Source organism: Actinacidiphila polyblastidii (assembly GCF_036353415.1).
Taxonomy (GTDB): Bacteria; Actinomycetota; Actinomycetes; order Streptomycetales; family Streptomycetaceae; genus Actinacidiphila; species Actinacidiphila polyblastidii.
Map to the genome: position 1 here is coordinate 126,889 of NZ_JAZEWV010000011.1, position 25,258 is coordinate 152,146.

The 25,258-nt window shown below is 73.4% G+C and carries 23 protein-coding genes; 11 read left to right on the forward strand and 12 right to left on the reverse strand.

Going from position 1 to position 25,258, the window contains the following annotated elements:
• Positions 1-108: 108 nt before the first annotated feature.
• The 5 genes from V2S66_RS16170 to V2S66_RS16190 form a co-directional block, all read right to left on the reverse strand.
• A complete protein-coding gene (locus V2S66_RS16170) occupies positions 109-1,851 on the reverse strand; it encodes a relaxase/mobilization nuclease domain-containing protein (protein ID WP_330795994.1) in 1,743 nt (580 codons plus the stop codon).
• Positions 1,848-2,750 (reverse strand): plasmid mobilization relaxosome protein MobC, encoded by a 903-nt coding sequence (locus V2S66_RS16175; RefSeq protein ID WP_330795996.1) that lies wholly within the window; start codon positions 2,748-2,750, stop codon positions 1,848-1,850. The genes V2S66_RS16170 and V2S66_RS16175 overlap by 4 nt, the downstream gene beginning before the upstream one ends.
• 182 nt (positions 2,751-2,932) lie before the next feature.
• Positions 2,933-3,727 (reverse strand): DUF2637 domain-containing protein, encoded by a 795-nt coding sequence (locus V2S66_RS16180; RefSeq protein WP_330795998.1) that lies wholly within the window; start codon positions 3,725-3,727, stop codon positions 2,933-2,935.
• 379 nt (positions 3,728-4,106) lie between these two features.
• On the reverse strand, positions 4,107-5,396 hold the full coding sequence (locus tag V2S66_RS16185; RefSeq protein ID WP_330796000.1) for a DUF3631 domain-containing protein: 1,290 nt from the start codon (positions 5,394-5,396) through the stop codon (positions 4,107-4,109).
• 139 nt (positions 5,397-5,535) lie between these two features.
• Positions 5,536-5,742: a helix-turn-helix transcriptional regulator gene (locus tag V2S66_RS16190; RefSeq protein ID WP_330796002.1), complete on the reverse strand. Its 207-nt coding sequence runs from the start codon at positions 5,740-5,742 to the stop codon at positions 5,536-5,538.
• Between the two features lie 136 nt (positions 5,743-5,878).
• Here V2S66_RS16190 and V2S66_RS16195 point away from each other — a divergent pair, with 136 nt between their 5' ends.
• Both V2S66_RS16195 and V2S66_RS16200 read left to right on the forward strand, forming a co-directional pair.
• Entirely contained in the window at positions 5,879-6,373 is a 495-nt protein-coding gene (locus tag V2S66_RS16195; RefSeq protein WP_330796003.1) for a helix-turn-helix domain-containing protein, read from the forward strand.
• Positions 6,374-6,394: 21 nt separating this feature from the next.
• Positions 6,395-7,513, forward strand: a complete 1,119-nt coding sequence (locus tag V2S66_RS16200) for a tyrosine-type recombinase/integrase (RefSeq protein WP_330796005.1) — start codon at positions 6,395-6,397, stop codon at positions 7,511-7,513.
• A 107-nt stretch (positions 7,514-7,620) separates the two neighbouring features.
• Here the strand turns inward: V2S66_RS16200 and ychF are convergent, their stop codons facing one another.
• Positions 7,621-8,709 carry a redox-regulated ATPase YchF gene (gene ychF / locus V2S66_RS16205; RefSeq protein WP_330796006.1) on the reverse strand — a complete coding sequence of 363 codons (1,089 nt, stop codon included), beginning with the start codon at positions 8,707-8,709 and terminating at the stop codon, positions 7,621-7,623.
• Positions 8,710-8,872: 163 nt separating this feature from the next.
• Here ychF and V2S66_RS16210 point away from each other — a divergent pair, with 163 nt between their 5' ends.
• Positions 8,873-9,481 (forward strand): DUF6542 domain-containing protein, encoded by a 609-nt coding sequence (locus V2S66_RS16210; RefSeq protein WP_330796008.1) that lies wholly within the window; start codon positions 8,873-8,875, stop codon positions 9,479-9,481.
• Here V2S66_RS16210 and ppgK read toward each other — a convergent pair.
• Together ppgK and V2S66_RS16220 are read right to left on the reverse strand one after the other, a co-directional pair.
• Positions 9,402-10,139: a polyphosphate--glucose phosphotransferase gene (gene ppgK / locus V2S66_RS16215; protein WP_330796010.1), complete on the reverse strand. Its 738-nt coding sequence runs from the start codon at positions 10,137-10,139 to the stop codon at positions 9,402-9,404. The two genes, V2S66_RS16210 and ppgK, sit on opposite strands and share 80 nt — an antisense overlap.
• 30 nt (positions 10,140-10,169) lie before the next feature.
• The gene (locus tag V2S66_RS16220; protein WP_330796012.1) at positions 10,170-11,156 is read right to left on the reverse strand and encodes a 4-hydroxy-3-methylbut-2-enyl diphosphate reductase; all 987 of its coding nucleotides are present in this window, start codon (positions 11,154-11,156) and stop codon (positions 10,170-10,172) included.
• A 67-nt stretch (positions 11,157-11,223) separates the two neighbouring features.
• Here V2S66_RS16220 and xseA point away from each other — a divergent pair, with 67 nt between their 5' ends.
• Together xseA and V2S66_RS16230 are read left to right on the forward strand one after the other, a co-directional pair.
• On the forward strand, positions 11,224-12,498 hold the full coding sequence (gene xseA / locus V2S66_RS16225) for an exodeoxyribonuclease VII large subunit (protein WP_330796014.1): 1,275 nt from the start codon (positions 11,224-11,226) through the stop codon (positions 12,496-12,498).
• Between the two features lie 10 nt (positions 12,499-12,508).
• Positions 12,509-12,784 (forward strand): exodeoxyribonuclease VII small subunit, encoded by a 276-nt coding sequence (locus V2S66_RS16230; protein WP_330796016.1) that lies wholly within the window; start codon positions 12,509-12,511, stop codon positions 12,782-12,784.
• A 15-nt stretch (positions 12,785-12,799) separates the two neighbouring features.
• Here V2S66_RS16230 and V2S66_RS16235 read toward each other — a convergent pair whose 3' ends face one another.
• Positions 12,800-13,339, reverse strand: a complete 540-nt coding sequence (locus V2S66_RS16235; protein WP_330796017.1) for a DUF4245 domain-containing protein — start codon at positions 13,337-13,339, stop codon at positions 12,800-12,802.
• A 177-nt stretch (positions 13,340-13,516) separates the two neighbouring features.
• Here V2S66_RS16235 and glpX point away from each other — a divergent pair, with 177 nt between their 5' ends.
• Positions 13,517-14,548, forward strand: coding sequence for a class II fructose-bisphosphatase (gene glpX, locus V2S66_RS16240; RefSeq protein WP_330796019.1), 1,032 nt, complete (start codon positions 13,517-13,519; stop codon positions 14,546-14,548).
• Positions 14,549-14,709: 161 nt separating this feature from the next.
• Here the strand turns inward: glpX and V2S66_RS16245 are convergent, their stop codons facing one another.
• Both V2S66_RS16245 and V2S66_RS16250 read right to left on the reverse strand, forming a co-directional pair.
• Positions 14,710-15,063, reverse strand: a complete 354-nt coding sequence (locus V2S66_RS16245; RefSeq protein ID WP_413966408.1) for a WhiB family transcriptional regulator — start codon at positions 15,061-15,063, stop codon at positions 14,710-14,712.
• Positions 15,064-15,263: 200 nt separating this feature from the next.
• The gene (locus V2S66_RS16250; RefSeq protein WP_413966411.1) at positions 15,264-15,962 is read right to left on the reverse strand and encodes a DUF1707 SHOCT-like domain-containing protein; all 699 of its coding nucleotides are present in this window, start codon (positions 15,960-15,962) and stop codon (positions 15,264-15,266) included.
• Positions 15,963-16,270: 308 nt separating this feature from the next.
• On the opposite strand from V2S66_RS16250, the gene V2S66_RS16255 reads away from it, so the two are divergent.
• The 5 genes from V2S66_RS16255 (at position 16,271) to V2S66_RS16275 (ending at position 23,621) form a co-directional block, all read left to right on the forward strand.
• On the forward strand, positions 16,271-17,965 hold the full coding sequence (locus V2S66_RS16255) for a fumarate hydratase (RefSeq protein WP_330796020.1): 1,695 nt from the start codon (positions 16,271-16,273) through the stop codon (positions 17,963-17,965).
• 67 nt (positions 17,966-18,032) lie between these two features.
• Positions 18,033-19,418: a class II fumarate hydratase gene (locus V2S66_RS16260; RefSeq protein WP_330796021.1), complete on the forward strand. Its 1,386-nt coding sequence runs from the start codon at positions 18,033-18,035 to the stop codon at positions 19,416-19,418.
• Between the two features lie 34 nt (positions 19,419-19,452).
• Positions 19,453-20,208: a cytidylyl-2-hydroxypropylphosphonate hydrolase gene (gene fomD, locus V2S66_RS16265; protein ID WP_330796024.1), complete on the forward strand. Its 756-nt coding sequence runs from the start codon at positions 19,453-19,455 to the stop codon at positions 20,206-20,208.
• Positions 20,209-20,473: 265 nt separating this feature from the next.
• Positions 20,474-21,139: a class I SAM-dependent DNA methyltransferase gene (locus V2S66_RS16270; RefSeq protein ID WP_330796026.1), complete on the forward strand. Its 666-nt coding sequence runs from the start codon at positions 20,474-20,476 to the stop codon at positions 21,137-21,139.
• A gap of 67 nt (positions 21,140-21,206) precedes the next feature.
• Complete coding sequence (locus V2S66_RS16275) at positions 21,207-23,621, forward strand: ATP-binding SpoIIE family protein phosphatase (RefSeq protein ID WP_330796027.1); 2,415 nt, start codon at positions 21,207-21,209, stop codon at positions 23,619-23,621.
• A gap of 201 nt (positions 23,622-23,822) precedes the next feature.
• On the opposite strand, the gene V2S66_RS16280 is transcribed toward V2S66_RS16275, so the two are convergent.
• Positions 23,823-25,091 (reverse strand): APC family permease, encoded by a 1,269-nt coding sequence (locus V2S66_RS16280; RefSeq protein ID WP_330796029.1) that lies wholly within the window; start codon positions 25,089-25,091, stop codon positions 23,823-23,825.
• Between the last annotated feature and the right edge of the window lie 167 nt (positions 25,092-25,258).

Consider the following 25,258-nt stretch of genomic DNA (forward strand, 5'->3'; position numbering starts at 1 on the left):
CCAGGCGGCTTGGCTGCTCTGCCGGAGCAGTGCACGGACAAGCCTTGAGTGACTAGCGGTTCGATCCTGCGTCGTGCCCTCGGCTTCTGCATCGGGCGCGAGGATGCTTCAGCGCCCGTGGCGCTGTCGGGGTTCGGTTGCGGGGCTGGTCGGTCGTGTGGCGGGCTGGGGGTTGTTCGGGCGGGGGAGGTTGCCTGCGGCGTGGGAGCGGAGGCGGGCGGCTTCGGCGCGGGGGTTGGGGGCGGGGTTGCGGGTGGTGTGTTGGATGCGGCCGAGGAGGACTTTGGCGGGTTGGCGGGCTGTGGTGAGTTCGCGGCGTGCGGCGGCTTCGGCGAGGAGTGTGCGGGGTGGGTGGCCGGCTGCGTGGGCGTCGGCGAGGACGGTGGCCAGGGCTGGCCAGTTGGGGTCGGTGAGGATGCGGTCGGCGTGGTCGGGGATGGCGGAGCGGACCGCGCCGGCGAGGGTGTTGGTGGTCTCCGGGGTGGGTTGGCGGTGGGTGAGTGCGGTGAGGTGTGGTGTGGCGGCCTGGTCGTAGGCGGCTTGCAGGTGGATCACGGTGGTGCGGGCGGCTTCGGCCTGCTGCTGGTGGCCTTGGGCCTGGTGCCAGCGGGCGGCCAGGATCGCCGACCAGACCAGGGCGGTGAGCAGGACGGCGAACGCGCTGCCATCGGCACCGTCCCCGGCGTGGACGATGTCGCGTGCCGCCTGACGCAGGCCAGTAGCGGTGTGGTGGTCAGCGCGGATGCGGGAGCGTTGGGCGCGAGCGAACTCCCTGCTTGCGGACCGCAGCTGGCTTCGCAGCTCGGCCGGTGCGGTCTGGGCGATGGCGTCGATGAGCTCTCCCAGCGCGGCGATCTGCCCCTGCGCCGCCTCCTTCGCGTTCCGGCTGCCACCGCTGCCGTCGTCGGCGGTGAGATGGTCGTGGAGCGTGTCGAGGGCGTCGGTGGCGCGCTGCCAGCAGGTAGCGGGCCGGTTGCGGCGGGCCGTCGGGTGCTGCTCGGGCTGCCCTGCGGCGAGGCGGTCGTGGAGTTTGGGCAGGGACAGGTCGGGGGCGATCTTGCTGCCGGAGATGTAGACCTGCTCGCCGTCGGCCTTCACATCTCCTGGGCGGCCGACGCTGTAGCCCTGGAGGTCGCCGGAGGGATAACGGCGGACCTTCACCTCGACGCCGTCGGCCTCAAGGTAGGCGAACAGTTCCTCGACGCTGGCGGCGTGCGGGATCGCGGCCCGGATGCGTTCCTGGAGCCATGCGCGGCTGGTCGTCTCCCAGCCCAGGCGGTCGGCCTTGTGCATCTCGGCCTGGGTGGGGCGGCGGTCCCCGGTCCGGTCGCCGGGGGTGACCTGGTGGAGGCCGAGTTCGGTCTCGATCGCGCGGGCTTCGGCCTGGGCGCGGATGCCGCAGTTGTGGAGTTTGGGGCGTCGGCCGTCTTCGCGGACGGTGGTGGCCAGGATGTGGATGTGGTCGTCGGCGTGCCGCACCGCGATCCAGCGGCATGCGAGGGGGTCGCCGTCGGGGGCGATGCCGGCGGCGTGGACGATACGGCGGGCGACCTCGCCCCATTCGGCGTCCGACAGGTACCGGTCGCCGGGCGCGGTGCGGACGGGGCAGTGCCAGACGTGGTCGGTGACCTTCCTTCCGAAGCCTTCGTTGCGGAGCTTGACGGGGGCGTCGAGGATCCGGCCGAGCTGGGTGAGGGTCGCGTCCTGGTCGCGGCCGGGGTCGGGCAGGCCGCGCGGGCTGAAGGACGCCACGATGCGCGGGTCGAGGTGTTCGTCGTGCCGGCCGGGACCGTAGAGGTAGGCCAGCAGTCCGCGGGTATTGCTACCGGGCTTCTTCACCGAGGGGATCATCCGCACACGTCCTCGGAGGTGCCGGTGACCTCGGTGGTCTCGGTGGGGAGGAGCAGCGCTCGGGCGATGTGGGTGAGGAGGCGGTCCAGACGCTCCAGGCGTTCGCGGATGTCCGGCTCGATCCGGTCGTCGCGGTGCAGCACGTAGACCATCTGGTTGACGTTGACCCCGATCCGGTTGATCTCGTACCGGACCTTCGCGCGGAACTCCTGCACCGCCTGCCGGTCGGTGTGCAGCGGAAGGTCGACGCTGAACGCGCCCCGGATGAAGGCCAGCGCGATATCCGCCAGGTAGCCCGACAAGGTGCCCTCGTAGCCGTGCCGCTCAGCGGCTGCCAAGAGGTCGGCGTGCTCGGACTCGGTGAAGCCCACCGGCCCGACGCGCAGCGTGCGGCGCTTGCCGTTGAACCGGCGGATCTTGCCCTTCGGTATCGCCTGGGCACCGTCTTGGACGGTCAGCGGCGGCACGTCGAGAGCGGGGACGCCGGCGTGGATGAACGCCGCGTCTTCCTCACTCGCCGGCGCGGTGTGGGCGCGGTCGTGGGTGTGTGCGGCGGCGAGGACGGCGCGCTGGACGGCGTCGAGTGCGTCCGGGTCGGGGCCGCTGGCGGCGCCTGCTTGTCCGTCCGGCGCGCCCTCGCGCCGGGTCTCCTCCGCCACCCCCGGGGGGGAGGACCCCAGACTCCGGCCGACAGTCGGATACTGGGTACAACTGGCTCCGCCAGGAGCCGTGTTGGTGAAGGCTCGCCGCCACAGACCAGCCAGTTTACGGGCCTTGGTGGCAGGCTCGGGGCTTTCCTCGGCGTCCGTGCCGGTGTCGGGGGTGGGCTTCACGGCGGTCTCCAGCGGTGCGTTGTCGGTGTGGCGGATGACGGGCGGGTCCTCTCGATTACGGGTCATGGTTCGGGCGGGTGGCGGTTTGGCCGAGCCGCGTTCGGGGTGTAGGAGAGCGGCGCCCGGATGTGCGGAAGTCCCCGGCGATGGGACATCCGCACATCCGGATCGGGCGGTGCCGTAAGCGGCCCTGCACCCCGACCCGGCCAACCCGGCCGGGTCGGGGTGAGCAGGACTACGGGCTGGCGTCAGGCGTCCGGGGGGTGGGATCGGGCTGCCTCCGGCTCAGGCTGCCGAGCCTTCGCGGCGGTGCCGTGTTCGTCCTTGAGGTGCTTCATCAGCTGGGTCAAGCGGGCGCTGGCGACCGGCGTGTCGGCGTCGTCTAGGGCCTGCTTGACCACGGCGGTGGTGATGATTCCGCGTTCGGCGACGGCGGGGCGGGCTATGGCGATGAGCTGGTCCATGGTTGCCGCCGGCGGACGTCCGGTGCGTTTACCCGTCGTGGTGGGCTTGGCGTTCCTTGGCTGTGTCTGCGCACTGAGTGGTGAAGGGCGGGCTGGGGCGGCTGCCGCGACCGGTGCCGGGGCCGGTCGGCGCTGCTGTGCCGGTGGGGGTGGTGTGTGGAGGTGGCGGAGGAGGGTGGGGCCGACGGTTCCCCAGCCGAGCAGGAGTGCGGGGGCGACGGTGTCGATGGCGGCGCGGCCGTAGTGCCGTGCCAGCAGGGGCTGGGCGGTATTGAGGGCGAGGGTGAGCAGGCCGCACAGGTGCATGAGGCGGGTGGCGGAGCGCAGGTGGGCGGGGTCGGTGCCGTGGGCGGCCAGGTGGTGCAGGGCGACCAGGAGGCCGACCACGGACAGGTCGACCATCGGTGCGATCAGCGGCGCGATCGGGCGGGGCACGCCGAGCCGCAGCGCCAGGGTCCAGACGTTGCCGAAGGAGAAGACGAAGGCGAGCGCGGCGATGACCGCCATCACGACCGTGATCGTGGTGCGGGCGAACGCACCCGTGGCGGCCGGGTGCGCGTCCATCGGGGTGGTGGGCATGCGGGAGAACATCCTTACGGGGAGGGCTTGCTGGAAGATCCGTCTTTGCCGTCTTGGCCGTTGCAGCCGCAGGTCAGGGCGGTCACGGCAGCGGGCCGACGGTGCAGTCTTGGGTGAGCACGCCGCCGTCACACGGGTGCCTGTGGACGGCAGGGTGTGGGGCTGCCGTCCCAGCGCCACCGCGTGTGACCTGCGGCGGTACGGCGGGGACGGTCAAGACGGCACGGGACGGGTGCGGGCGCCGTCCCAGGGCGGCAACGCGACCTGTTGATGATCGCGTTGCCGTCTTGGGCCCGGTTGCCGTCTCGCGAAGAGCCCTGCTGGTCTGCGGTGTTACGGCAGGGACGGCAAGGACGGCAACCGGGGGACAGCCTCCGGGTCAGCCGGTGACGGGTGCCGGGTTCGCGGCGGTGGGGTGGACGGTGGGGCAGTAGCGGCGCCACGGGTCGAGGAACTTGCTGCGGGTGTAGCCCTTGCGCTGGGTGCTGTCGGCGATGCGGACGTTGCCCGAGACGATGCCGAACTCCCGCAGCAGCGAGCCCAGGTCGCGGGCGGACAGTCCTGCCCTCCCCCACTCCCCCCACGGGGCCTCGGGGTCCGAGCGCAACTCGGCGAGGAGCTCGGTGGTGGTCAGGCTGTCCGGCTCGCGGCGGGCGAAGAAGATCCGCCGGATGTCGGCGAGGACCCTCGCGCCGCCGGGATTGTCCTCTTCCGCCTGTTCCTCAGCGGCGACCATACGGGCGCACGCCTCCCGCGCCAGTTCCGGCCACGGCCCGCCGGCCAGGTCGGCGACGATCACCAGAGGCTCCCAGGTGTCGGCGGCGCGGTCCTCCACCGGTAGCTCCGGCTCCAGGTCGGCCGCCGTGTCCGCCAGCGGTCCGGCCCAGGAGACGATCCGCTCCCGCAGGCCGTGCAGGGCCGGGGTGTCCCGCTTGGAGCGGAAGGGGTGGACCCGCTCGCCCTCGGCCCGGCGGCGCATCCGGATCACCACCGACCGGTCCATGATCGTGTCCGGCAGGTCGCCGATCCCGGCCAGCGCTGCCATGGCGAAGGTGGCGAAGCGGTGCGGGGTGTGGTCGTTGCCGACCACGCGGGTGACGTACCGGTTGCGCTGGTGGCCGGCGTTGAGCAGGCCGCGCAGCTCCTCGTTCTTCTCCGCGACCTTCACGCTGCCGAAGATCGTGTCGGCCTCGTCCACCAGCAGTGTCGGCGGCTGGTCGCCGATGGAGCGGAAGACCGCGGCCGGGGTCGTGTTGACCGTCAGCATCGGCTCGTGGACGGTCTCGGTCAGCACGTCCAGCAGCCGGGACTTCCCACACCGCTTGGCCGGGCCGACCACCGCCAGCCGCGGGGCGTGCTGCCAGGCCGCTTGCAGGTGCGTTGCCGCCACCCACAGCGTGACCGCGTCCAGGGCGTGCGGGGAGGGCAGGATCACGAACCGGGCGATCTGTGAACGCAGAGCGCCCAGCGTCTGCGAGCCCTCGGCCGGACCCCAGTCCAGCGCCTTGGGTGGCGCGACGGGGGGTGCCTCCGGCCTTTCGGGACCGGCCTGGGTGGCCCCAACGGGGGCCGTGCCGGGCGCGTAGTGGCCTTGCTGGCCCGGTATGGCCACCAGTGGCCAGACGGGTCGCTGGGATGCGCCCTCGGGCGTCGGGGGCGTAACATTCATGCTGAACTCCTTCCGGTGGGGCTGTGGCTGGCAGGCCCGCCTCCACCGTGGTGAATCGATGGCTCGGTTGCTGGGATGTTCACGAGGCCCTCGGCGTTGGTAGCGCCGGGGGTCGTTTCGTTCTCCGGGGCTGGGCGCATCAGGCCCCCAGGGTCCAGTCGTCGCGACTGGTGGCCTGCTTGGCCAGGCGCTGCTCGAAGCGGGTGAGTTCGGCCTCGCTGTAGAGCACACGGCGGCCGATCTTCACCCCCTTGGGCCCGTATCCGATGTGGCGCCAGTAGCGGACGGTGCTGTCGGCCGTGCGGTAGCGCTGGGCCACCTCGGCGGTGGTCAGGTAGCGGTCCATCTCTCCCCTTCGACTAGAACGCTAGCGATTTTGAACAAGCATCCCACACGAAGTGCCGTTATGCAAATCGCATAATCTGTGGTACATTTTGACTAGACCCGGGGAACCCGACCACACCGGAGAGGAGACACGACCGATGACCGAGCCCGACCCCGGCAGCGCCCCGCTGCTGTACAGCGAAGGCAACGCCGCAGCCCGCATCGCCCTGGAACGCGAAACGAGAGGCTGGAGCACCACCGAACTGGCAGCCCGCATGACCAAGGCCGGCATCCCGATGAACCAGACAGCCGTCTGGCGCATGGAGAACGGCAAACCCCGCCGCAAGATCACCCTGGACGAAGCCCTCGGCTTCGCCCGCGTCTTCGAACTGCCCCTGGAAGAGCTCATGTCGCCGCCACTGGACGGCATCGACCTCCAAGGCCGGCGGTTCGTCCAGGAAGCCGTCGAAGCCTTCTACGAATCCCGCGACGCCCAGGACCGGCTGCACAGAGCCGTCACCACCATCGCCGCCTACCTCAAAGCCCACCCCGACAGCTCCACCGGGATCCATACCCAATGCCTCCGCCTCATGGGCGAGGAGCGCGACGCCCGCGCCCTGACCGAGTACATCGAAGACGGGGGCTACTACTGACCCACAGAAGGAGAACCTGAGTTGGCCAACATCCAGAAGCGCCCCAACGGCAGTTGGCGCGCCCGCTACCGCGACCAGGACGGCAAGGAGCACGCCCGGCACTTCGACCGCAAGGTCGACGCCCAGCGCTGGCTCGACGAAGTCGCCACCAGCGTTGTCATCGGCCAGTACGTCGACCCGCGATCAGCGAAGAAGCCGTTCAAGGAGTACGCGGAGCAGTGGCGCTCCAGCCAGCCCCACCGCCCGTCCACCGCGAAGTCCGTGGAACAGCACCTGCGCTGCTACGTCTATCCGGCCTGGGAGAAGCGAGCGCTGGGCATGATCAAGCCCGGCGACGTTCAGAGCTGGGTCACCGGACTGTTGACGACCCACGGGCTCGCCGCCAGCACGACACGGACCGTCTTCAACACCGTCAACGCCGTCTTCCGAGCCGCTGTCCGTGATCGCATGATCCCGACCAACCCGTGCAGCGACGCGAAGCTCCCCTCCGTTCCCCGGAAGCGCGTGGTGCCGCTGGCGGTGGAACAAGTCCGAGCGCTGTCCGCCCAAATACCGGGCCGCTACAAGGCCCTGGTGCTGCTGGGTGCCGCCACGGGGCTACGGCCAGGCGAGCTCTTCGGGCTCCAACTCCGCCACGCGGACCTGCTGCATGCGACCGTCACGGTCGAGCAGCAGATCCAGCAGACCGCCAAGCACGGGGTCTACGTCGGACCGCCCAAGACTGCCCGCTCGCACCGCACCGTCCCGCTGCCGAAGATGGCAGTCGACGCACTGAAGGCGCACCTGCGGGACTTCCCCGTCGAGGGCGCCGAGGGCTGGGTCTTCACCGCACCGCAGGGAGGACCCATCGTCTACACCCACTTCATGGACCACGCCTGGCGGCCCGCCTGTGTCAAGGCTGGCGTCCCGAAGGGGACCGGCCCCCACGCCCTGCGGCACCACTACGCCAGCCTGCTCATCAAGCACGGCGAGTCCGTGAAGACCGTCTCCGAGCGCCTCGGCCACACCAACGCAGCCATGACGCTGAACATCTACACCCACCTGTGGCCCGACTCCGAGGAACGGACCCGAGCCGCCGTCGACAAGGCATACGCGGACAGCCCCGACGAGGGTGACGCGCCGGCCACAGAGGCGGCGTAACCACTCCCCCGCGCTGATCCTTCGTCAGCGCGCTTGCGGACTCGGTGCGGACCGCTAAGCCCGCCCGAACTCTCCGCCGCAGGTCAGACGGCCTTCCGCCCACTCAACTACACGTTGAAGCGGAACTCCACCACGTCGCCGTCCTGCATGACGTAGTCCTTGCCCTCCATGCGGGCCTTGCCCTTCGCGCGGGCTTCGAGGACGGAGCCGGTGGTGACCAGGTCGTCGTAGGAGACGACCTCCGCCTTGATGAAGCCCTTCTGGAAGTCCGTGTGGATGACGCCGGCCGCCTCGGGGGCGGTGGCTCCGCGCTTGATGGTCCAGGCGCGGGCCTCCTTCGGGCCGGCGGTCAGGTAGGTCTGCAGGCCGAGGGTCTCGAAGCCGACGCGGGCGAGGGTGGCCAGGCCCGGCTCCTGCTGGCCGACGGACTGGAGGAGTTCGAGGGCCTCCTCGTCGTCGAGTTCGGCGAGGTCCATCTCCAGCTTGGCGTTGAGGAAGATCGCCTCGGCGGGGGCGACCAGCGCGCGCTGCTCGTCCTTGAACGCCTCGTCCGTCAGCTCGTCCTCGTCGACGTTGAAGACGTAGAGGAACGGCTTGGTGGTCAGCAGGTGCAGCTCGTGCAGCAGGCGGCCCTGCTCGGTGCCCTTGCTGATGCCGTGCGAGAAGAGTGTGTCGCCCGCGGCGAGGATCGTCTGCGCGGCCTCGGCCGCGGCCAGCACCGCGGCCTTCTCCTTCTGCAGCCGCGCCTCCTTCGTCAGGCGCGGGATCGCCTTCTCGACGGACTGCAGGTCGGCGAGGATCAGCTCGGTGTTGATGGTCTCGATGTCGTCCTTGGGCGACACCTTGCCGTCCACATGGACCACGTTCTCGTCCTTGAAGGCCCGGATGACCTGGCAGATCGCGTCGGACTCGCGGATGTTCGCGAGGAACTTGTTGCCCAGGCCCTCGCCCTCGGAGGCGCCGCGCACGATGCCGGCGATGTCCACGAAGTCGACGGTGGCCGGCAGCACGCGGGCCGAGGCGAAGATCTCGGCGAGCCTGCCGAGCCGCGGGTCGGGCACGCCCACCACGCCGACGTTGGGCTCGATGGTGGCGAACGGGTAGTTGGCCGCCAGCACGTCGTTCTTGGTCAGGGCGTTGAAGAGCGTCGACTTGCCGACGTTCGGCAGGCCGACGATTCCGATGGTGAGCGACACGTGGCGACTTCCCGTAGCGAGATCCGAGGGGGTGCGAGAACGCCGCCCAGTCTACGGGCCGCGCCCCCGCCTCCCGGCCGGGCCGTCGAACGGCCGCCCCCACTGGAGGGAATCCGCGTGTCCTGTCATGCGATCACCCGACTGCCGTGCCTACTGTAAGTAGGTGGACCAACACACTGCGCGTACGGGACCGGGTCCGGCCCCGGCCGGGGAGACCTCGGCCGGCGTCTACCGCGCGCCGCGCCCGGCCCACCCGGCGGGCGATCCGGCCCGCCGGCCGCGCACCGCAGGCCCGCCCGGGTCGAGGCCGGGGTCGATGCCCGGGTCCCGGCCGGGGAACAGGCCGGGGAGCCGGCCCAGGCCGCGGCTGACCGGCCTGGGCGCGGGCGCGCTGACCACCGTGGTCACCGCCCTCGGCGGGGCCGCCGACGCGATGCTCTTCGGCGGGCCCGGCGTCCTCTTCGGCGTAGTCTTCGTCGCGGTCAGCGTCGCGGGCGCGGTGTACGTGCGCCCGTACGACCTGGTGGCCGCGCCGGTGGCCGCGCCGATCGCCTTCGCGGTGGGCATCGCGCTGACCGCCGACAGCGGCACCGGCGGCCTGGTCGGACACCTGATCGGCGTCTTCACCGGGCTGGCCACCATGACCGGCTGGCTCTACACCGGCACCGCGCTCGCCGCGCTGATCGTCGGGGTCAGAGCTTTGCGGCTGCCATCGCGGCGCCGACGATCCCGGCGTTGTTCTGAAGCTCCGCCGGCACGATCTCCGCGCTGATCCCGGTGATCAGCGGCAGGAACTTCTCCGCCTTGCGGCTGATCCCGCCGCCGATCACGAACAGGCTCGGCGAGAAGAGCATCTCCACGTGCGCGAGGTACTTGCGCAGCCGGTGCGCCCAGTGCTCCCAGCTCAGGTCCTCGTCCTCGCGGGCCTTGACCGAGGCGCGGGTCTCCGCGTCGTGGCCGTGCAGCTCCAGGTGGCCCAGCTCGGTGTTGGGCACCAGCCGGCCGTCGACGAAGAGCGCGCTGCCGATGCCGGTGCCGAGGGTGAGCATGATGACCGTGCCCCCGCGGTCGCGGCCGGCGCCGTACGTCATCTCGGCGATCCCGGCGGCGTCCGCGTCGTTCATCACCACCACGGGCAGCCCGAGCCGGTCGCCGATCAGCTTGCGGGCGTCGCAGCCGATCCAGCCCTTGTCCACGTTCGCCGCGGTACGGGTCACGCCGTCCACCACGACCCCGGGGAAGGTCACGCCCAGCGGCCCGGTGTGGCCGAAGTGCGTGACGACCTCGACCACCCCTTCGAGCACCGCCTCGGGGGTCGCCGGATGGGGTGTCGCCACCTTCAGCCGCTCCTGGGCGAGATCGCCCTTCTCCAGGTCGACCGGGGCGCCCTTGATGCCCGTGCCGCCGATGTCCACTCCGAACACGTCCATGGCCTCCACGTTAGGGGTGGGTGGGAACACTCACCTCTTGGCCGATTCCCCGGCCGAGAGCTCGGCACGCAGATCACGGCGCAACTCCTTGGGCAGCGAGAACTGGATCGACTCCTGCGCCGAGGTGACCACCGAGACGTCCGCGAAACCGCGGGCGGCCAGCCACTCCAGCACGCCCTCGACGAGGATCTCCGGCACCGAGGCGCCGGAGGTGACGCCGACGGTGCCGACGCCGTCGAGCCAGGCGTCCTCGCACTCGTCGGCGAAGTCCACCAGGTGGGAGGCGGCGGCGCCGGACTGCAGCGCGACCTCGACCAGCCGGATGGAGTTGGAGGAGTTGCGGGACCCGACCACGATCACCAGGTCGGCCTCGGCGGCGATCTGCTTCACCGCGACCTGGCGGTTCTGGGTGGCGTAGCAGATGTCGTCGCTGGGCGGCGAGAGCAGCTGCGGGAAGCGCTGCTTGAGCGCGTCCACGGTCTCCATCGTCTCGTCCACCGACAGCGTGGTCTGGGAGAGCCAGACGACCTTGGACTCGTCGCGGACCTGGACGGTGGCGGCGTCGGCCGGGCCGTCGACCAGGTGCATCCGCTCGGGCGCCTCGCCCATGGTGCCGACGACCTCTTCGTGGCCCTCGTGGCCGATCAGCAGGATGTCGTAGTCGGAGTCGGCGAACCGGACCGCCTCCTTGTGCACCTTGGTGACCAGCGGGCACGTCGCGTCGATGGACGCGAGGCGCCGCTCGGCGGCCTCCTCGTGGACGACCGGCGCCACGCCGTGCGCGGAGAAGATCACGATGGCGTTCTCGGGCACCTCCTCCGTCTCGTCGACGAAGATCGCGCCCTTCTTCTCCAGGGTCTGCACGACGTACTTGTTGTGGACGATCTGCTTGCGCACGTAGACCGGGGCGCCGTACTGCTCCAGCGCCTTCTCGACGGTGATCACGGCACGGTCGACGCCCGCGCAGTACCCGCGGGGGGCGGCCAGCAGGACTCGGCGGGTGGTGTCAGAGGTCATGGGCCCATCGTACGGGGCGGTCCCGGCGCGACGCCGGGGTGTCGGCGGGGCGCAATAGAGTGCGGGCATGGCTCTGAACACCTCGGCGGACGCGCCGATTCCGGTCGGTGAGGTGTCGCGGCTGATCGGCGGGTGGATCGACCGGCTCGGCGCGGTGTGGGTCGAGGGCCAGATCACCCAGCTCTCGCGCCGGCCGGGCGCCGGGGTGGTGTTCCTGACGCTGCGCGACCCCTCGCACGACGTGTCGATCCCGGTGACCTGCTTCCGCGGGGTGTACGAGCAGGTCGCGGACGTGGTCGGGGAGGGCGCGCGGGTGGTGCTGCACGCGCGGCCCGAGTGGTACGGGCCGCGCGGCACGCTGTCGCTGCGGGCGGTGGAGATCCGCCCGGTCGGGGTCGGCGAACTGCTCGCGCGGCTGGAGCAGTTGAAGAAGACGCTGGCCGCCGAGGGCCTGTTCGCGCTGGACCGCAAGCGGCCGCTGCCGTTCCTGCCGCAGCTGGTCGGCCTGGTCACCGGCCGCGCCTCGGCCGCCGAGCGGGACGTGCGGGAGAACGCCCGGCTGCGCTGGCCCGCGGTCCGCTTCGAGGTGCGGAACGTGCCGGTGCAGGGCGCCTCCGCGGTACCGCGGGTGATCGAGGCGGTACGGGCGCTGGACGCGCACCCCGAGGTCGACGTGATCATCGTCGCGCGCGGCGGCGGCAGCGTCGAGGACCTGCTGCCGTTCTCCGACGAGCAGCTGATCCGTGCCGTCGCGCAGTGCCGCACGCCCGTCGTCTCGGCGATCGGGCACGAGCCGGACACCCCGCTGCTCGACCTGGTGGCCGACCTGCGGGCGTCCACGCCGACCGACGCCGCCAAGCGCGTCGTGCCGGACGTGCGCGAGGAGCTGGCCCGGGTCCGGCAGGTGCGCGAGCGGGCGCTGCGCGTGGTGCGCGGCCTGCTGGACCGGGAGGAGCGCGGTCTGGCCGCGGCGCTGAGCCGCCCGTCGCTGGCCGCGCCGTACGGGATGGTCGACGAGCGGGCGGCGGAGGTCGCCGACCGGGTGGACCGGGCGCGGCGGAGCCTGCGGCACGCGCTGGACCGCGCCGACTCCGACCTCGCCCACACGCTGGCCCGGGTGGTCGCGCTGTCCCCGGCCGCGACGCTGAGCCGCGGCTACGCGGTGCTCCAGCGCGCGGCGGACGGCGCGGTGGTGCGCTCCGCGCAGGACGTACGCCCGGGGGACGCGCTGCGGGCGCGGGTCGCCGAGGGCGGCTTCCCGGTCCGGGTGGGCGCGCCGGACCCCGGCGAGGGCGCCGGGGCGGGCCCGGACGGCGGCGGAGATCCACACGCCAGGCCCTAGGCTTGCCGCCATGGCTGACACGACCCTGGGGTACGAGCAGGCGCGCGACGAGCTGGTGGACGTGGTGCGGCGGCTGGAGGCGGGCGGCGCCACGCTGGAGGAGTCGCTCGCGCTGTGGGAGCGCGGCGAGGAGCTGGCGAAGGTGTGCCGGCGGTGGCTGGAGGGCGCCAGGGCCCGGCTGGACGCGGCGCTGGCCGCGGAGGAGGCGGACGAGCTGGCCGCCGGTGCGGCGGAGCAGGCGCGGGTGGACGCCGAGGAGGCGCGCCGGGGCGCCGGGCAGGAGTGAGGGCGGCGGGGCCGCTCAGTGGCCGCCGCGCTCCTGGAGCGCCGCGGCCGTCTTCGTGAGCACGGCCTCGGGCGCGGTGCCGAGCACGACGGTGGTGTGGCCGGTCTCGCGGTGCACCAGCGCGGAGTAGCGGCCGCCGGTCCAGCGGTCCCAGGTCTGCCCGGCGACGGTCACCGTGCGGGCGCCGTCGCGGTGGCCGCCGAGCGTGACGGAGGCGGCGAAGGCGGCGCTCGGCGCGTTGCCCTGCTCGATCGCCACGTAGCTCTGCTGCGGGTCGACGAAGCCGAGGTGCCAGGTCACGTTCTTCGGGTCGGTGTCGCTGTAGGTGACCGAGGTGCAGCGCCAGCCCGCGCCGAGGCCCTCGGGGGCGGCCACCGGATAGGGCGCGGCGCGGCGTGCCTGGCCCAGCTCCACCGAGTACGGGACGACCACGACCGGGTCCGCGTGCGAGTCGTGCGGGATGAACACGTAGATCGCGAAGACGACGAACCCCAGGACGAACAGGGAGAGGACCAGGTCCCGCAGCGTCTTGTTGCCGCGCTTGTCAGCTGCCACGCCCCCTATCGTCCCCCATGCCCGGTCGCGGCCGGCCCGCGGGGGTCCGGTGATGCCTGCCGGGAGAACGGACGGGTAGGCGCTCATGTGACATGCACCCTGCTCATATTCGCGGCCGACCGGTAGGGTCGCTGCACCCTCATATCCGGCCGTCCTCGTACAGAAAGGTGCGCTGTGATGACCGAACAGCACTTGCCCCCGCAACTCGAAGTGAGCCCGGAGGCGCCCGACCGCAACCTCGCCCTGGAGCTGGTGCGGGTCACCGAGGCCGCCGCGATGGCGGCCGGCCGGTGGGTCGGCCGCGGCGACAAGAACGGTGCGGACGGCGCGGCCGTCAAGGCGATGCGGACCCTGGTGCACACCGTCTCGATGAACGGTGTGGTGGTGATCGGCGAAGGCGAGAAGGACGAGGCGCCGATGCTCTTCAACGGGGAGCGGATCGGCGACGGCACCGGCCCCGAGGTCGACGTCGCGGTGGACCCGGTCGACGGCACCACGCTGACCGCCAAGGGCATGCCGAACGCGGTGTCGGTGCTGGCCGCCGCCGACCGCGGCACGATGTACGACCCGTCGGCCGTCTTCTACATGGACAAGCTGGTGGTCGGCCCGGAGGCCGCCGAGTTCGTGGACATCACCGCCCCGCCCGCGGTGAACGTGCGCAGGGTGGCGAAGGCCAAGGGCGGCACCCCCGAGGACGTCACCGTGGTGGTGCTCGACCGGCCGCGCCACGACGACCTGGTCAGGGAGCTGCGCGAGGTCGGCGCCCGGATCAAGTTCATCTCCGACGGAGACGTGGCGGGCGCGATCATGGCCGCCCGCGAGGGCACCGGCGTCGACATGCTGATGGGCATCGGCGGCACCCCCGAGGGCATCATCACCGCCTGCGCGATGGCCTGCCTGGGCGGCACCATCCAGGGCCGGCTGTGGCCCAAGGACGAGGCGGAGAGGCGCAAGGCGCTCGACGCCGGGCACGACCTGGACCGGGTGCTGCACACCCAGGACCTGGTCAGCGGCGACAACGTGTTCTTCGTCGCCACCGGCATCACCGACGGGGAGCTGCTGCGCGGGGTCCGCTACCGCGCGGAGACCGCGACGACGTCGTCCCTGGTGATGCGCTCGAAGTCCGGCACCATCCGGCAGATCGACTCGGTGCACCGGCTGTCCAAGCTGCGGGCGTACAGCGCGATCGACTTCGACCGGGCGCGCTGAAGCTCAGCGCACCGCGCGACGGCGCACCGCGCGGAGTCGCACCGGCGGCGCGGGAGGCCGCCGCGCGACGCCGCGCCGAGGGGCACCTCCGCCGCCGGCCCGGGCCCCGTAATCCCGGGACGGCGGCGGAGAGGGCGTTTCGGCCCGGGGTCGGCCCGGGGTCAGCCCGCGGCCGCTATCTGCGGCGCGGGGCGCTGCAGTTCGAGCTCGCGGCGGCGCCGGCGGGCGAGCACCACCCGGCGCTCCGCGGCGGTCATACCGCCCCAGACGCCGTACGGTTCCGGTTGCAGCAGAGCGTGTTCACGGCATTCGAGCATCACCGGACAGCGGGCGCAGACCCGCTTGGCGGCCTCCTCCCGGGACAGCCTCGCCGCGGTGGGCTCCTTGGACGGCGCGAAGAACAGCCCCGCCTCGTCCCTGCGGCAGGCGGCCTCCGAGTGCCAGGGACCGCCGAGATCCCGCGGATGTCCTGGCGGGAAGGAGGGGTCCGTGACGGGCTCGATCGGTTGAAGCACGGGAAACTCCTGACGACGGCTCGGCGGTTGCCACGCTTGCCGCGTCGCCGACCGGTCCCGGCGTCAGGTGTGCCGTGGCAGCCGGCGCGGCGGCGTGCTCCATCCCCTACCCGCTGTACGCGACTTCATGCGCACCGTGTTCACCGGCCGTACCGGGTGGGGCCGTTGAGTCGTCGGGAAACTGCCGTGACGTGACCCCATCACGCGCTGAGGTGCTTCTTCGACCAGTCCCTGATCTTCTTGCCGCGCTTGGCCTTCGCCTCGACACCGCCCCAGAGGGCGAATCCGTCCACCCGGACCACCGGGGCGCCCGGGTCGGGCGACTCGTACGCCTTGACGTCGGAGCCGCCCATGATGCCGACGACGCCGCCGCCGCGCAGGGTGACGTTCTCCGGCAGCTTGATGCTGACGCCGCCCATGATGGCGGTGCAGTGGATGACCAGTTCCGGCGCGGTGAAGGTCGCCTCGGTCAGGTCGATCTCCACGCCGCCCAGGATCGCCACCGCGGTGATGCGGCTGCCGACCCGCCAGCGGCCCTTGCGCTCGGCGCCGCCGAGGATGCCGACCAGGTGGGGGTTGTCGCCGCCGCCGTCGGGGAAGTGGGCGCGCGGCGGCGCGGCCGCGGGCTGCGGGGCCGCGGTGCGGCCCACCGGCAGGTCGCGCACCAGCGGCTGCAGTTCGCCGAGCGTCTTGGCCGCGTAGACGCGGTCGATCCGCTCCGAGTGCTCGGACGAGTCCAGCCGGCCTTCGGCGAGCGCGTCGCGCAGGATGTCCGCGATGCGGTCGCGGTCCGCGTCGGACGCGCGCAGGTCGCCCTCGGCGGCGACGGCCGGCGCGGCAGGGGCCGCGGGGGCGGGTACGGGGGCCGGCGGCGGCGCGGGCTGCTTGGTCACGCTCACCGGCGCGGGCGCGGAGGCAGGCGCGGGCGCGGGCGGGGGCGCCGGGACGGGCGCCGGCTGCACGGGCTGCTGGGGGTTTTCCTCGACCGGTTCGTCCACCGGACCACCGTACACAGACGCGATAGATCGCGACCAGCCTCGGAACCCTGAGCGCCGCCTGACCTCACCCCGGCCCGTCCCCTAGGGGACGGCGGAGGCCGCCGCGCCCGCCGGCCGCGGTGAGGGGGACCTCACAGCGGCGGCGGCCCGGGAACGCCCTACCCTGGAGGCGCTTCAGCGTCGATGCAGCCGAGTGAGGATTGCGCCTTATGCCCGAGTTCGCCTATACGGATCTGCTCCCCCTCGGCGAGGACACCACTCCGTACCGCCTGGTCACCGCCGACGGCGTGAGCACCTTCGAGGCCGACGGCCGCACCTTCCTGAAGGTCGAGCCGGAGGCGCTGCGCACCCTGGCGGCCGAGGCGATGCACGACATCTCGCACTACCTGCGGCCCGCCCACCTCGCACAGCTGCGCCGCATCCTCGACGACCCGCAGGCCAGCGCCAACGACCGGTTCGTCGCCCTCGACCTGCTGAAGAACGCCAACATCGCCGCGGCCGGCGTGCTCCCGATGTGCCAGGACACCGGCACCGCCATCGTGATGGGCAAGCGCGGCCAGCAGGTCCTCACCGCCGGCCGCGACGAGGAGGCGCTCTCGCACGGCATCTTCGACGCCTACACCAAGCTCAACCTGCGGTACTCGCAGATGGCCCCGCTGACCATGTGGGACGAGAGGAACACCGGCTCCAACCTGCCGGCGCAGATCGAGCTGTACGCGACCGACGGCGGCGCCTACAAGTTCCTCTTCATGGCCAAGGGCGGCGGCAGCGCCAACAAGTCCTTCCTCTACCAGGAGACGAAGGCGGTGCTGAACGAGAGCTCCATGATGCGGTTCCTGGAGGAGAAGATCCGCTCGCTGGGCACCGCCGCCTGCCCGCCCTACCACCTGGCCATCGTGGTCGGCGGGACCAGCGCGGAGTTCGCGCTCAAGACCGCGAAGTACGCCTCCGCGCACTACCTCGACGAACTGCCCGCCGAGGGCTCGCCCGGTGGGCAGGGCTTCCGCGACAAGGAGCTGGAGCAGAAGGTCTTCGAGCTGACCCAGCGGATCGGCATCGGCGCGCAGTTCGGCGGCAAGTACTTCTGCCACGACGTGCGGGTGGTCCGGCTGCCGCGGCACGGCGCGTCCTGCCCGGTGGCGATCGCGGTGTCCTGCTCCGCCGACCGCCAGGCGCTGGCGAAGATCACCCCCGAGGGCGTCTTCCTGGAGCAGCTGGAGACCGACCCGGCGCGCTTCCTGCCGGAGACCACCGACGCGGCGCTCGGCGGCGGCTCCGCCGCGGGGCTCGACGACGACGTGGTGCGGATCGACCTCAACCGCCCGATGGACGAGATCCGCGCCGAGCTGACCAGGTACCCGGTCAAGACCCGGCTCTCGCTGTCCGGCCCGCTGGTGGTGGCGCGCGACATCGCGCACGCCAAGATCAAGGAGCGGCTGGACGCCGGCGAGGGGATGCCGCAGTACCTGCGCGACCACGCGGTCTACTACGCCGGCCCGGCCAAGACCCCCGAGGGCTACGCCTCGGGCTCCTTCGGCCCGACCACCGCGGGCCGCATGGACGCCTACGTCGAGCAGTTCCAGGCGGCCGGCGGCTCCTTCGTGATGCTCGCCAAGGGCAACCGCAGCAAGCAGGTCACCGACGCGTGCGCCGCGCACGGCGGCTTCTACCTCGGCTCGATCGGCGGCCCCGCGGCCCGGCTGGCGCAGGACTGCATCAGGAAGGTCGACGTGCTGGAGTACGCCGAGCTGGGCATGGAGGCGGTCTGGCGGATCGAGGTCGAGGACTTCCCGGCGTTCGTCGTCGTCGACGACAAGGGGAACGACTTCTTCACCGACCCCGCCCCCGCCCCCACCTTCACCACCATCCCGGTCCGCGCGCCGGGCACCGCGGGCGCCGTGTAGGCCGCCTCGGCGCGGCACCCGTCCGGGGGCGGGAACAAACCCCCTCGGGCGGGGCACTGTAAGAGGCATGGACGAGTACCGGACCGAGCACGACTCGATGGGTGAGGTGCGGGTGCCCGCGGGCGCCCGCTGGGGTGCGCAGACCCAGCGCGCGGTGGAGAACTTCCCGATCTCGGGCCGGCGCATCGAGCGCGCCCACATCCAGGCGCTGGCCAGGATCAAGGCGGCCGCCGCGAAGGTGAACGGCGACCTCGGGGTGCTGGACGCCGACCTCGCCGAGGCGATCCAGGCGGCGGCCGCCGAGGTGGTCGACGGCGAGTGGGACGCGCACTTCCCGGTCGACGTGTTCCAGACCGGCTCGGGCACCTCGTCCAACATGAACGCCAACGAGGTCATCGCCACGCTCGCCACCGAGCGCCTCGGCCGCGCCGTCCACCCGAACGACGACGTGAACGCCTCGCAGTCGTCCAACGACGTCTTCCCCTCCAGCATCCACATCGCGGCCACCGACGCGGTCACCCGCGACCTGATCCCGGCCCTCGCCCGGCTGGCGGAGTCCCTGGAGGCGAAGTCCGCGGAGTTCGCGGACGTGGTCAAGGCCGGCCGGACGCACCTGATGGACGCCACCCCGGTCACCCTCGGCCAGGAGTTCGGCGGCTACGCGGCCCAGGTGCGCTACGGGATCGAGCGGCTGGAGTCGGCGCTGCCGCGGCTGGCCGAGCTGCCGCTGGGCGGCACCGCGGTCGGCACCGGCATCAACACCCCGGCGGGCTTCGCCGCCGCCGTGATCGCCGAGGTCGCCCGCACCACCGGGCTGCCGCTGACCGAGGCCCGCGACCACTTCGAGGCGCAGGGCGCCCGGGACGCGATCGTGGAGACCTCGGGCCAGCTGCGCACCCTCGCGGTCGGCCTCACCAAGATCTCCAACGATCTGCGCTGGATGTCCTCGGGCCCCCGCACCGGCCTGGCCGAGATCAGCCTGCCCGACCTGCAGCCGGGCTCCTCGATCATGCCGGGCAAGGTCAACCCGGTGGTGCCCGAGGCGGTGCTGATGGTCGCCGCGCAGGTGACCGGGAACGACACGGCCATCGCGGTGGCCGGCGCGGCCGGCAACTTCGAGCTGAACGTGATGCTGCCGGTGATCGCCCGCAACATCCTGGAGTCGGTGCGGCTGCTGGCGAACGTCACCCGGCTGCTCGCCGACCGCACCGTGGACGGCATCACCGCGCACGTCGAACGCGCCCGGGAGTACGCGGAGTCCTCGCCGTCGGTGGTCACCCCGCTCAACCGCTGGATCGGCTACGAGGAGGCCGCGAAGGTCGCCAAGAAGGCCCTCGCCGAGCGCAAGACGATCCGGCAGGTCGTCGTGGAGGAGGGGTACGTGGAGCGCGGCGTGCTGACCGAGGAACAGCTCGACGAGGCGCTCGACGTGCTGCGGATGACCAGGCCGTGAGCGGCGCCTGACGGTCCGTCCGTAAACTCCGTTCATGACAGCCGACGTCGACACGACACCGCCGAACCCGCCGGACGGCCGGCCGGGGCGCTTCTGGGCGCCCGGCAGCCAGGTGCTGTGGCGCTACCGCGGGAACGCCACCGACGAGGTGCACATCTGCCGCCCGGTGACGGTGGTGCGCGACGACGCGGAGCTGCTCGCGGTCTGGATGGCGCCGGACACGCCGGTGGTGCGGCCGGTGATGGCGGACGGCACGCCGGTGCACCACGAGCCGCTGGCCACCCGGTACGTCAGGCCGCGGGTGCCGAGCGTCGAGCGCTGGTACGGGGCGGGCGTGCTGAAGCTGGCCCGGCCGGGCGAGCCCTGGTCGGTGTGGCTGTTCTGGGACGAGGACTGGCGGTTCCGCAGCTGGTACGTGAACTTCGAGGAGCCGCTGCGCCGCTGGTCGGGCGGGGTCGACTCGGAGGACCACTTCCTGGACATCTCAGTCCACCCGGACCGCAGCTGGCACTGGCGGGACGAGGACGAGTTCGCGCAGGCGCAGGCGGACGGGCTGATGCCGGCCGAGCTGGCCGCCCGGGTCCGCCGGGCCGGGCGGCAGGCGGTCGGCGTGATCCGGTCCTGGGGGCCGCCCTTCCGCGACGGCTGGGAGGACTGGCGGCCCGACCCCGCCTGGCCGCTGCCGGCGCTGCCCGCCGACTGGGACCGCCGTCCCGACGGGCCGCCCGGGGCCGGCCGCGGCCAGGACCGGCCGCGCGCGGCGGGCCGCCCCCCGCGCGGCCGCCGCTGACTGCGTCCGGGCGCCGCTGACCCCGCGCGCCCCCCGCCGAATCCGCGGAGCCCCTTGTGGCGCCCCCTGGCGGTAACCGTAGGATCGTCCTCCGGAACACAGCGCACCCGCAGCACTGCACAATTGTCAATCGCGGCCTAGAGTTTGACGCCACGTCACCGGCGGGCGTACGAATCGCGCGCGCACCGCCCCGCACACCAGCCCGCACAGCCGGCGCCGCCCGTACGGCGCCGTGATCGACGATCAGTCAGGGAGGCCCTGAGCAGTGGGAACCGGCGGCTACGAGCATGTGGACAGGGACCGTGCCGGTCAGGCCGAGGCGTTCGACGCCATCGGCGACCGGTACGACGAGGCGTTCCCGCACAAGGAGGGCCAGCTCGCCGCGGGCGGGTGGCTGACCGCCTCGCTGCCCGCGGGCTCCCGGGTGCTCGACCTCGGCTGCGGCACCGGCCTGCCGACCGCCCGCGACCTGAGCGCCGCGGGACTCCAGGTGACCTGCGTGGACCTGTCCGCCCACATGCTGGAGCTGGCCGGGCGGAACGTGCCGCAGGCGCGGTTCTTACGGGCCGACGTCGCCGACCTGGCCGCCGACGGCCCGCTGCCGCACGGCGGCTTCGCGGCGGTCGCGGCGTTCTTCACCCTGCTGATGCTGCCGCGGCCGGAGATCCCGCTCGCCCTGCGCACCGTCCGGGACCTGCTGGAGCCCGGCGGGCTGCTGGCGCTCGGCATGGTCGAGGCAGATGTGGACGATGCGCCGATTCCGTTCCTCGGCCACACGATCCGGGTATCCGGTTACTTGCGGGACGAACTGCGCCATGTCGTGGTGGACGCGGGCTTCGAGGTGATCAAGGAGGAGTCGTACACCTACGCGCCGGCGAGCACCGATGTGCCGCCGGAGGAGCAGCTCTTCCTCTACTGCCGACGCGCCTGACCTGGCCAGGCCCGAGCACCCCCGCGCCGTCGGCGCGGGGGGCGCACCGACGGACGGAACGACTCGCGTGACCACGGACCCGCCCCACACCCACGCCGCGCCTCCACGGGACCCCCGCGGCGGCCTCACCGCGCACGCGACGCTGCGCGGCGCCCTGCCCGAGGACGCCCCGCAGGACCCGCCGCCCGTCGCCGCGTGCGACCTGCCGCCCGGCGCCCGCAGGGCCGCCGCCGACCCGGCGGGACCGCAGCCGCCCGGCCCCGCGACGGCCCAGGACCGAGGTCCCGCCACGGACGGGACCGATGCGCCGTATGGTGAGCCAGTGGCCGGACAAGGGGCGGCGGAGCCGCCGGGCGCGACCAGCCCGTACCGCACGTCCGCCGGCGGGCTGCCCGCCGACGGGGACGGCGACGGCGACGGCGACGACGGGCCGTACCCCGAGGCGCACGGCGGCCGCGGCGGCGGCGACGCGGACGGCGAGGGCCGCCCCTACGGGCACGCCGAGCGCCCCGCGCACACCCTGCCCGACACCGCGAGCCGGCCCGACGCCGAGAGCCGCCCCGCGGCGCCGCAGCCGCCCGGGGCCCGCGAGGAACCGCGGGGCGACGGGCTGCCGCCGATCCCGGCGCACGGCAGCGGCTGGACGCCGGAGCCGACCGAAGGGAACGGGTCGTTGGGCACGTCGTACGCCGGCACCCCGCAGCGCGGCGGACCGCTGGACCCCACCGGCCACCCCGGCGACGAGGACTCGGTGGGCCTGCGCATCCCGATGCCCGTGCAGACCGGCCCGGAGGCCGACCGGCTGCGCTACGTCGGCGCGGCGACCCGGCGGATCGCGCGCGGCCTGGACCTGGACGAGATCCTGCTGGGCCTGTGCCGCTCCGCGGTGCCCGCCTTCGCCGACGCCATCCTGGTCTACCTGCGCGACCCGCTGCCGGTCGGCGACGAGCGGCCGTCGGGCCCGCTGCGGCTGCGGCTGCGCCGCTCCGACGGCGGCCTCGACGGGCCCGACCCGGCCGGCGACCAGCCGGTCGGCGCGGTCGGCCCACCGCTGCCCACCCTGGAGCCCGCCTACGGCTCCGAGCCGATCAGTGTGCTGCTCGACGGCCCGCTCGCCGAGGTGCTGCGCGGCGTGCGGCCGGTCTTCGCCGACTCGCCGCGGGCCGCCGACGCGCTCGCCGAGCTGCTCGGCAACCCCGAGGGCCCGCTGCCCACCGGCCGCCGCGCGCTGCTCGCGCCGCTGCGCGGCCGGCGCCGGGTGATCGGCGCGGCGGTGCTGCTGCGCCGCCCCGACCGGCAGTCCTTCGAGGCCGACGACCTCCTGGTGGCCGCCCAGCTCGCCACCCACACCGCGCTGGGCGTCGACAAGGCGGTGCTCTACGGCCGCGAGGCGTACATCGCCGACGCCCTCCAGCGCGAGATGCTGCCGGACTCGCTGCCGCAGCCCACCGGCGTCCAGCTGGCCAGCCGCTACCTGCCCGCCGCGGAGTCCGCGCGGGTCGGCGGCGACTGGTACGACGCGATCCCGCTACCCGGCAGCCGGGTCGCCCTGGTGGTCGGCGACGTGATGGGCCACTCCATGACCTCCGCCGCGATCATGGGCCAGCTGCGCACCACCGTGCAGACCCTGGCAGGACTCGACCTGGCCCCCCAGGAGGTCCTCTACCACCTCGACGAGCAGGCCCAGCGGCTCGGCCAGGACCGCATGGCCACCTGCGTCTACGCCGTCTACGACCCGATCGCGCACCGCCTGGTGGTGGCCAACGCCGGCCACCCGCCGCCGGTGCTGCTGCACGCCGACGGCCTCGCCGAGGTGCTGCGGGTTCCGCCCGGCGCCCCCATCGGCGTCGGCGGCGTGCCCTTCGAGGCGGTCGAGCTGCCCGCGCCGGCCGGCGCGACGCTGCTGCTCTACACCGACGGCCTGGTCGAGTCCCGCAGCCGGGACGTGTGGGGCGGCATCGAGCTGCTCCGCGAGCGGCTGCACGACGCGGCCACCGTGGTCTCCCCGCCGCCGCTGGAGCCGCTGTGCGACGAGGTGCTGGAGATCCTCGGGCCCGGCGACCGCGACGACGACATCGCGCTGCTCGCCGCCCGCTTCGACGGCATCGCCCCCAGCGACGTCGCCTACTGGTTCCTAGAGCCGCAGGCGCAGACCGCGGGCCGGGCCCGCCGGCTGATCCGCCAGGCGCTGCACCGCTGGGACCTCGACGACCAGGTCGACGCGGCGGAGCTGCTGGTCAGCGAGATCGTCACCAACGCGGTCCGCTACGCCGAACGCCCCATCACCCTGCGGCTGCTGCGCACCGACGTGCTGCGCTGCGAGGTCGGCGACGACGTCCCGCTGCTGCCGAGGATGCGGCACGCCGCCCCCGAGGAGGAAGGCGGCCGCGGGCTCTACCTGGTCAACCGCATGGCCCAGCGCTGGGGCGCGACCCGCCTGGGCGCCGGCAAGGTGGTCTGGTTCGAGCTGCCGCTGGGCTGAGCGGGCCCTTCGGCTCACCGGCGCCGAGGGGGCCGGGGCGACGGCCCGGCGGCCGGAAGCCGGCCCGCGGGCGTCGCCGCGCCGACGTGCGCGCGCGGTGCGAATCTGAGGGCAGCCACGCGGACGCCCGCCGTCCGCGCGCCTGTTGGACGCAGCCCCGGGGCAGGTGCGGACACCCCGTGCCCCGGGGCTGCAGCCCGCTCAGGCCCGCTGTCCGAGGACGCGGCGCAACCCGTAAGCCACGGCGCCCAGCGCGAGGACGCCCGCGCCCCACCCGACCGAGGCCAACGGCAGGGCGCACGCCAGGACCACGCACCCGGCGCCGCCCACGAGCGGCACGAACCGGGGCGGGCGGCCCTCTTCGGGGGTGAGGGTGCGGGCCGCGGCGTTGGCGACGGCGTAGTAGGCGAGGACGCCGAAGGAGGAGAAGCCGATCGCGCCGCGGACGTCGGTCGTGGCGGCGAGGGCGGCGGCGACGGCGCCCACGGCCAGTTCGGCGCGGTGCGGCACCTGGAAGCGGGGGTGGACGGCGGCCAGCACGTGCGGCAGGTGCCGGTCGCGGGCCATCGCCAGGGTGGTGCGCGAGACGCCGAGCAGGAGCGCGAGCAGCGAGCCGAGCGAGGCGAGGGCGGCGCCGGTCCTGACCGCGGGGGCCAGTCCGGGCAGCCCTGCCGCGCGGACGGCGGCGGCGAGCGGCGCGGCGGCGTGGGCGAGCGGGCCCGGCCCGAGCACGGTGAGGACGGCGGCGGCGACGGCCGCGTAGAGGGCGAGCGCGATGCCGAGGGCGAGCGGGATCGCGCGCGGGATGGTCCGGCGCGGATCGCGGACCTCCTCGCCGAGGGTGGCGATGCGGGCGTATCCGGCGAAGGCGAAGAACAGCAGCCCCGCCGCGCGCAGCACGCCGCCGGCGGTGGCGTCGCCGCCGGCGCCCAGCCGGCCGGCCCGCGCGGCGCCGCTGGTGAGGCAGCCGGCGACCACGGCGAGCAGCACCGCGATGACGGCGGCGACGATCGCGCGGGTGAGCCAGGCGGACTTCCTGACGCCCGCGTGGTTCACCGCGGTGACCGCCGCGACCGCGGCGACGGCGAGGACGTGGGGGTGCGCGGGCCAGGCGTAGGCGCCGGCGGTCAGGGCCATCGCGGCGCAGGAGGCGGTCTTGCCGACGACGAAGCCCCAGCCGGCCAGCCAGCCCCAGAAGTCGCCGAGCCGTTCGCGCCCGTAGACGTAGGTGCCGCCGGACCGCGGGTAGCGGGCGGCCAGCCGGGCGGAGGACGTCGCGTTGCAGTAGGCGACGGCGGCGGCCAGCGCGAGGGCGGGCAGCAGTCCGGACCCGGCGGCGGCCGCCGCCGGGCCGAGGGCGGCGAAGATCCCGGCGCCGACCATCGCCCCGAGGCCGATCACCACCGCGTCGAACAGGCCGAGGTGGCGGCCGAGTCCACCGGTCCGCTGAGCCGGCGCCGTGCTGCCCATCGTGCGTCCTCCCGCCGTGCGCGGCCGTGCGGGGCCGTCGAGGCGGTGCCGGCGCGGGTCGCAGCATAGGCGCGCCGGGTGAACGGGCGGCGGACGGCGGTGGGCCCCGAGGGGGCCGAAGGGCGTATGCACCATGGGTATACACGTGATGTATACCCATGGTGTAG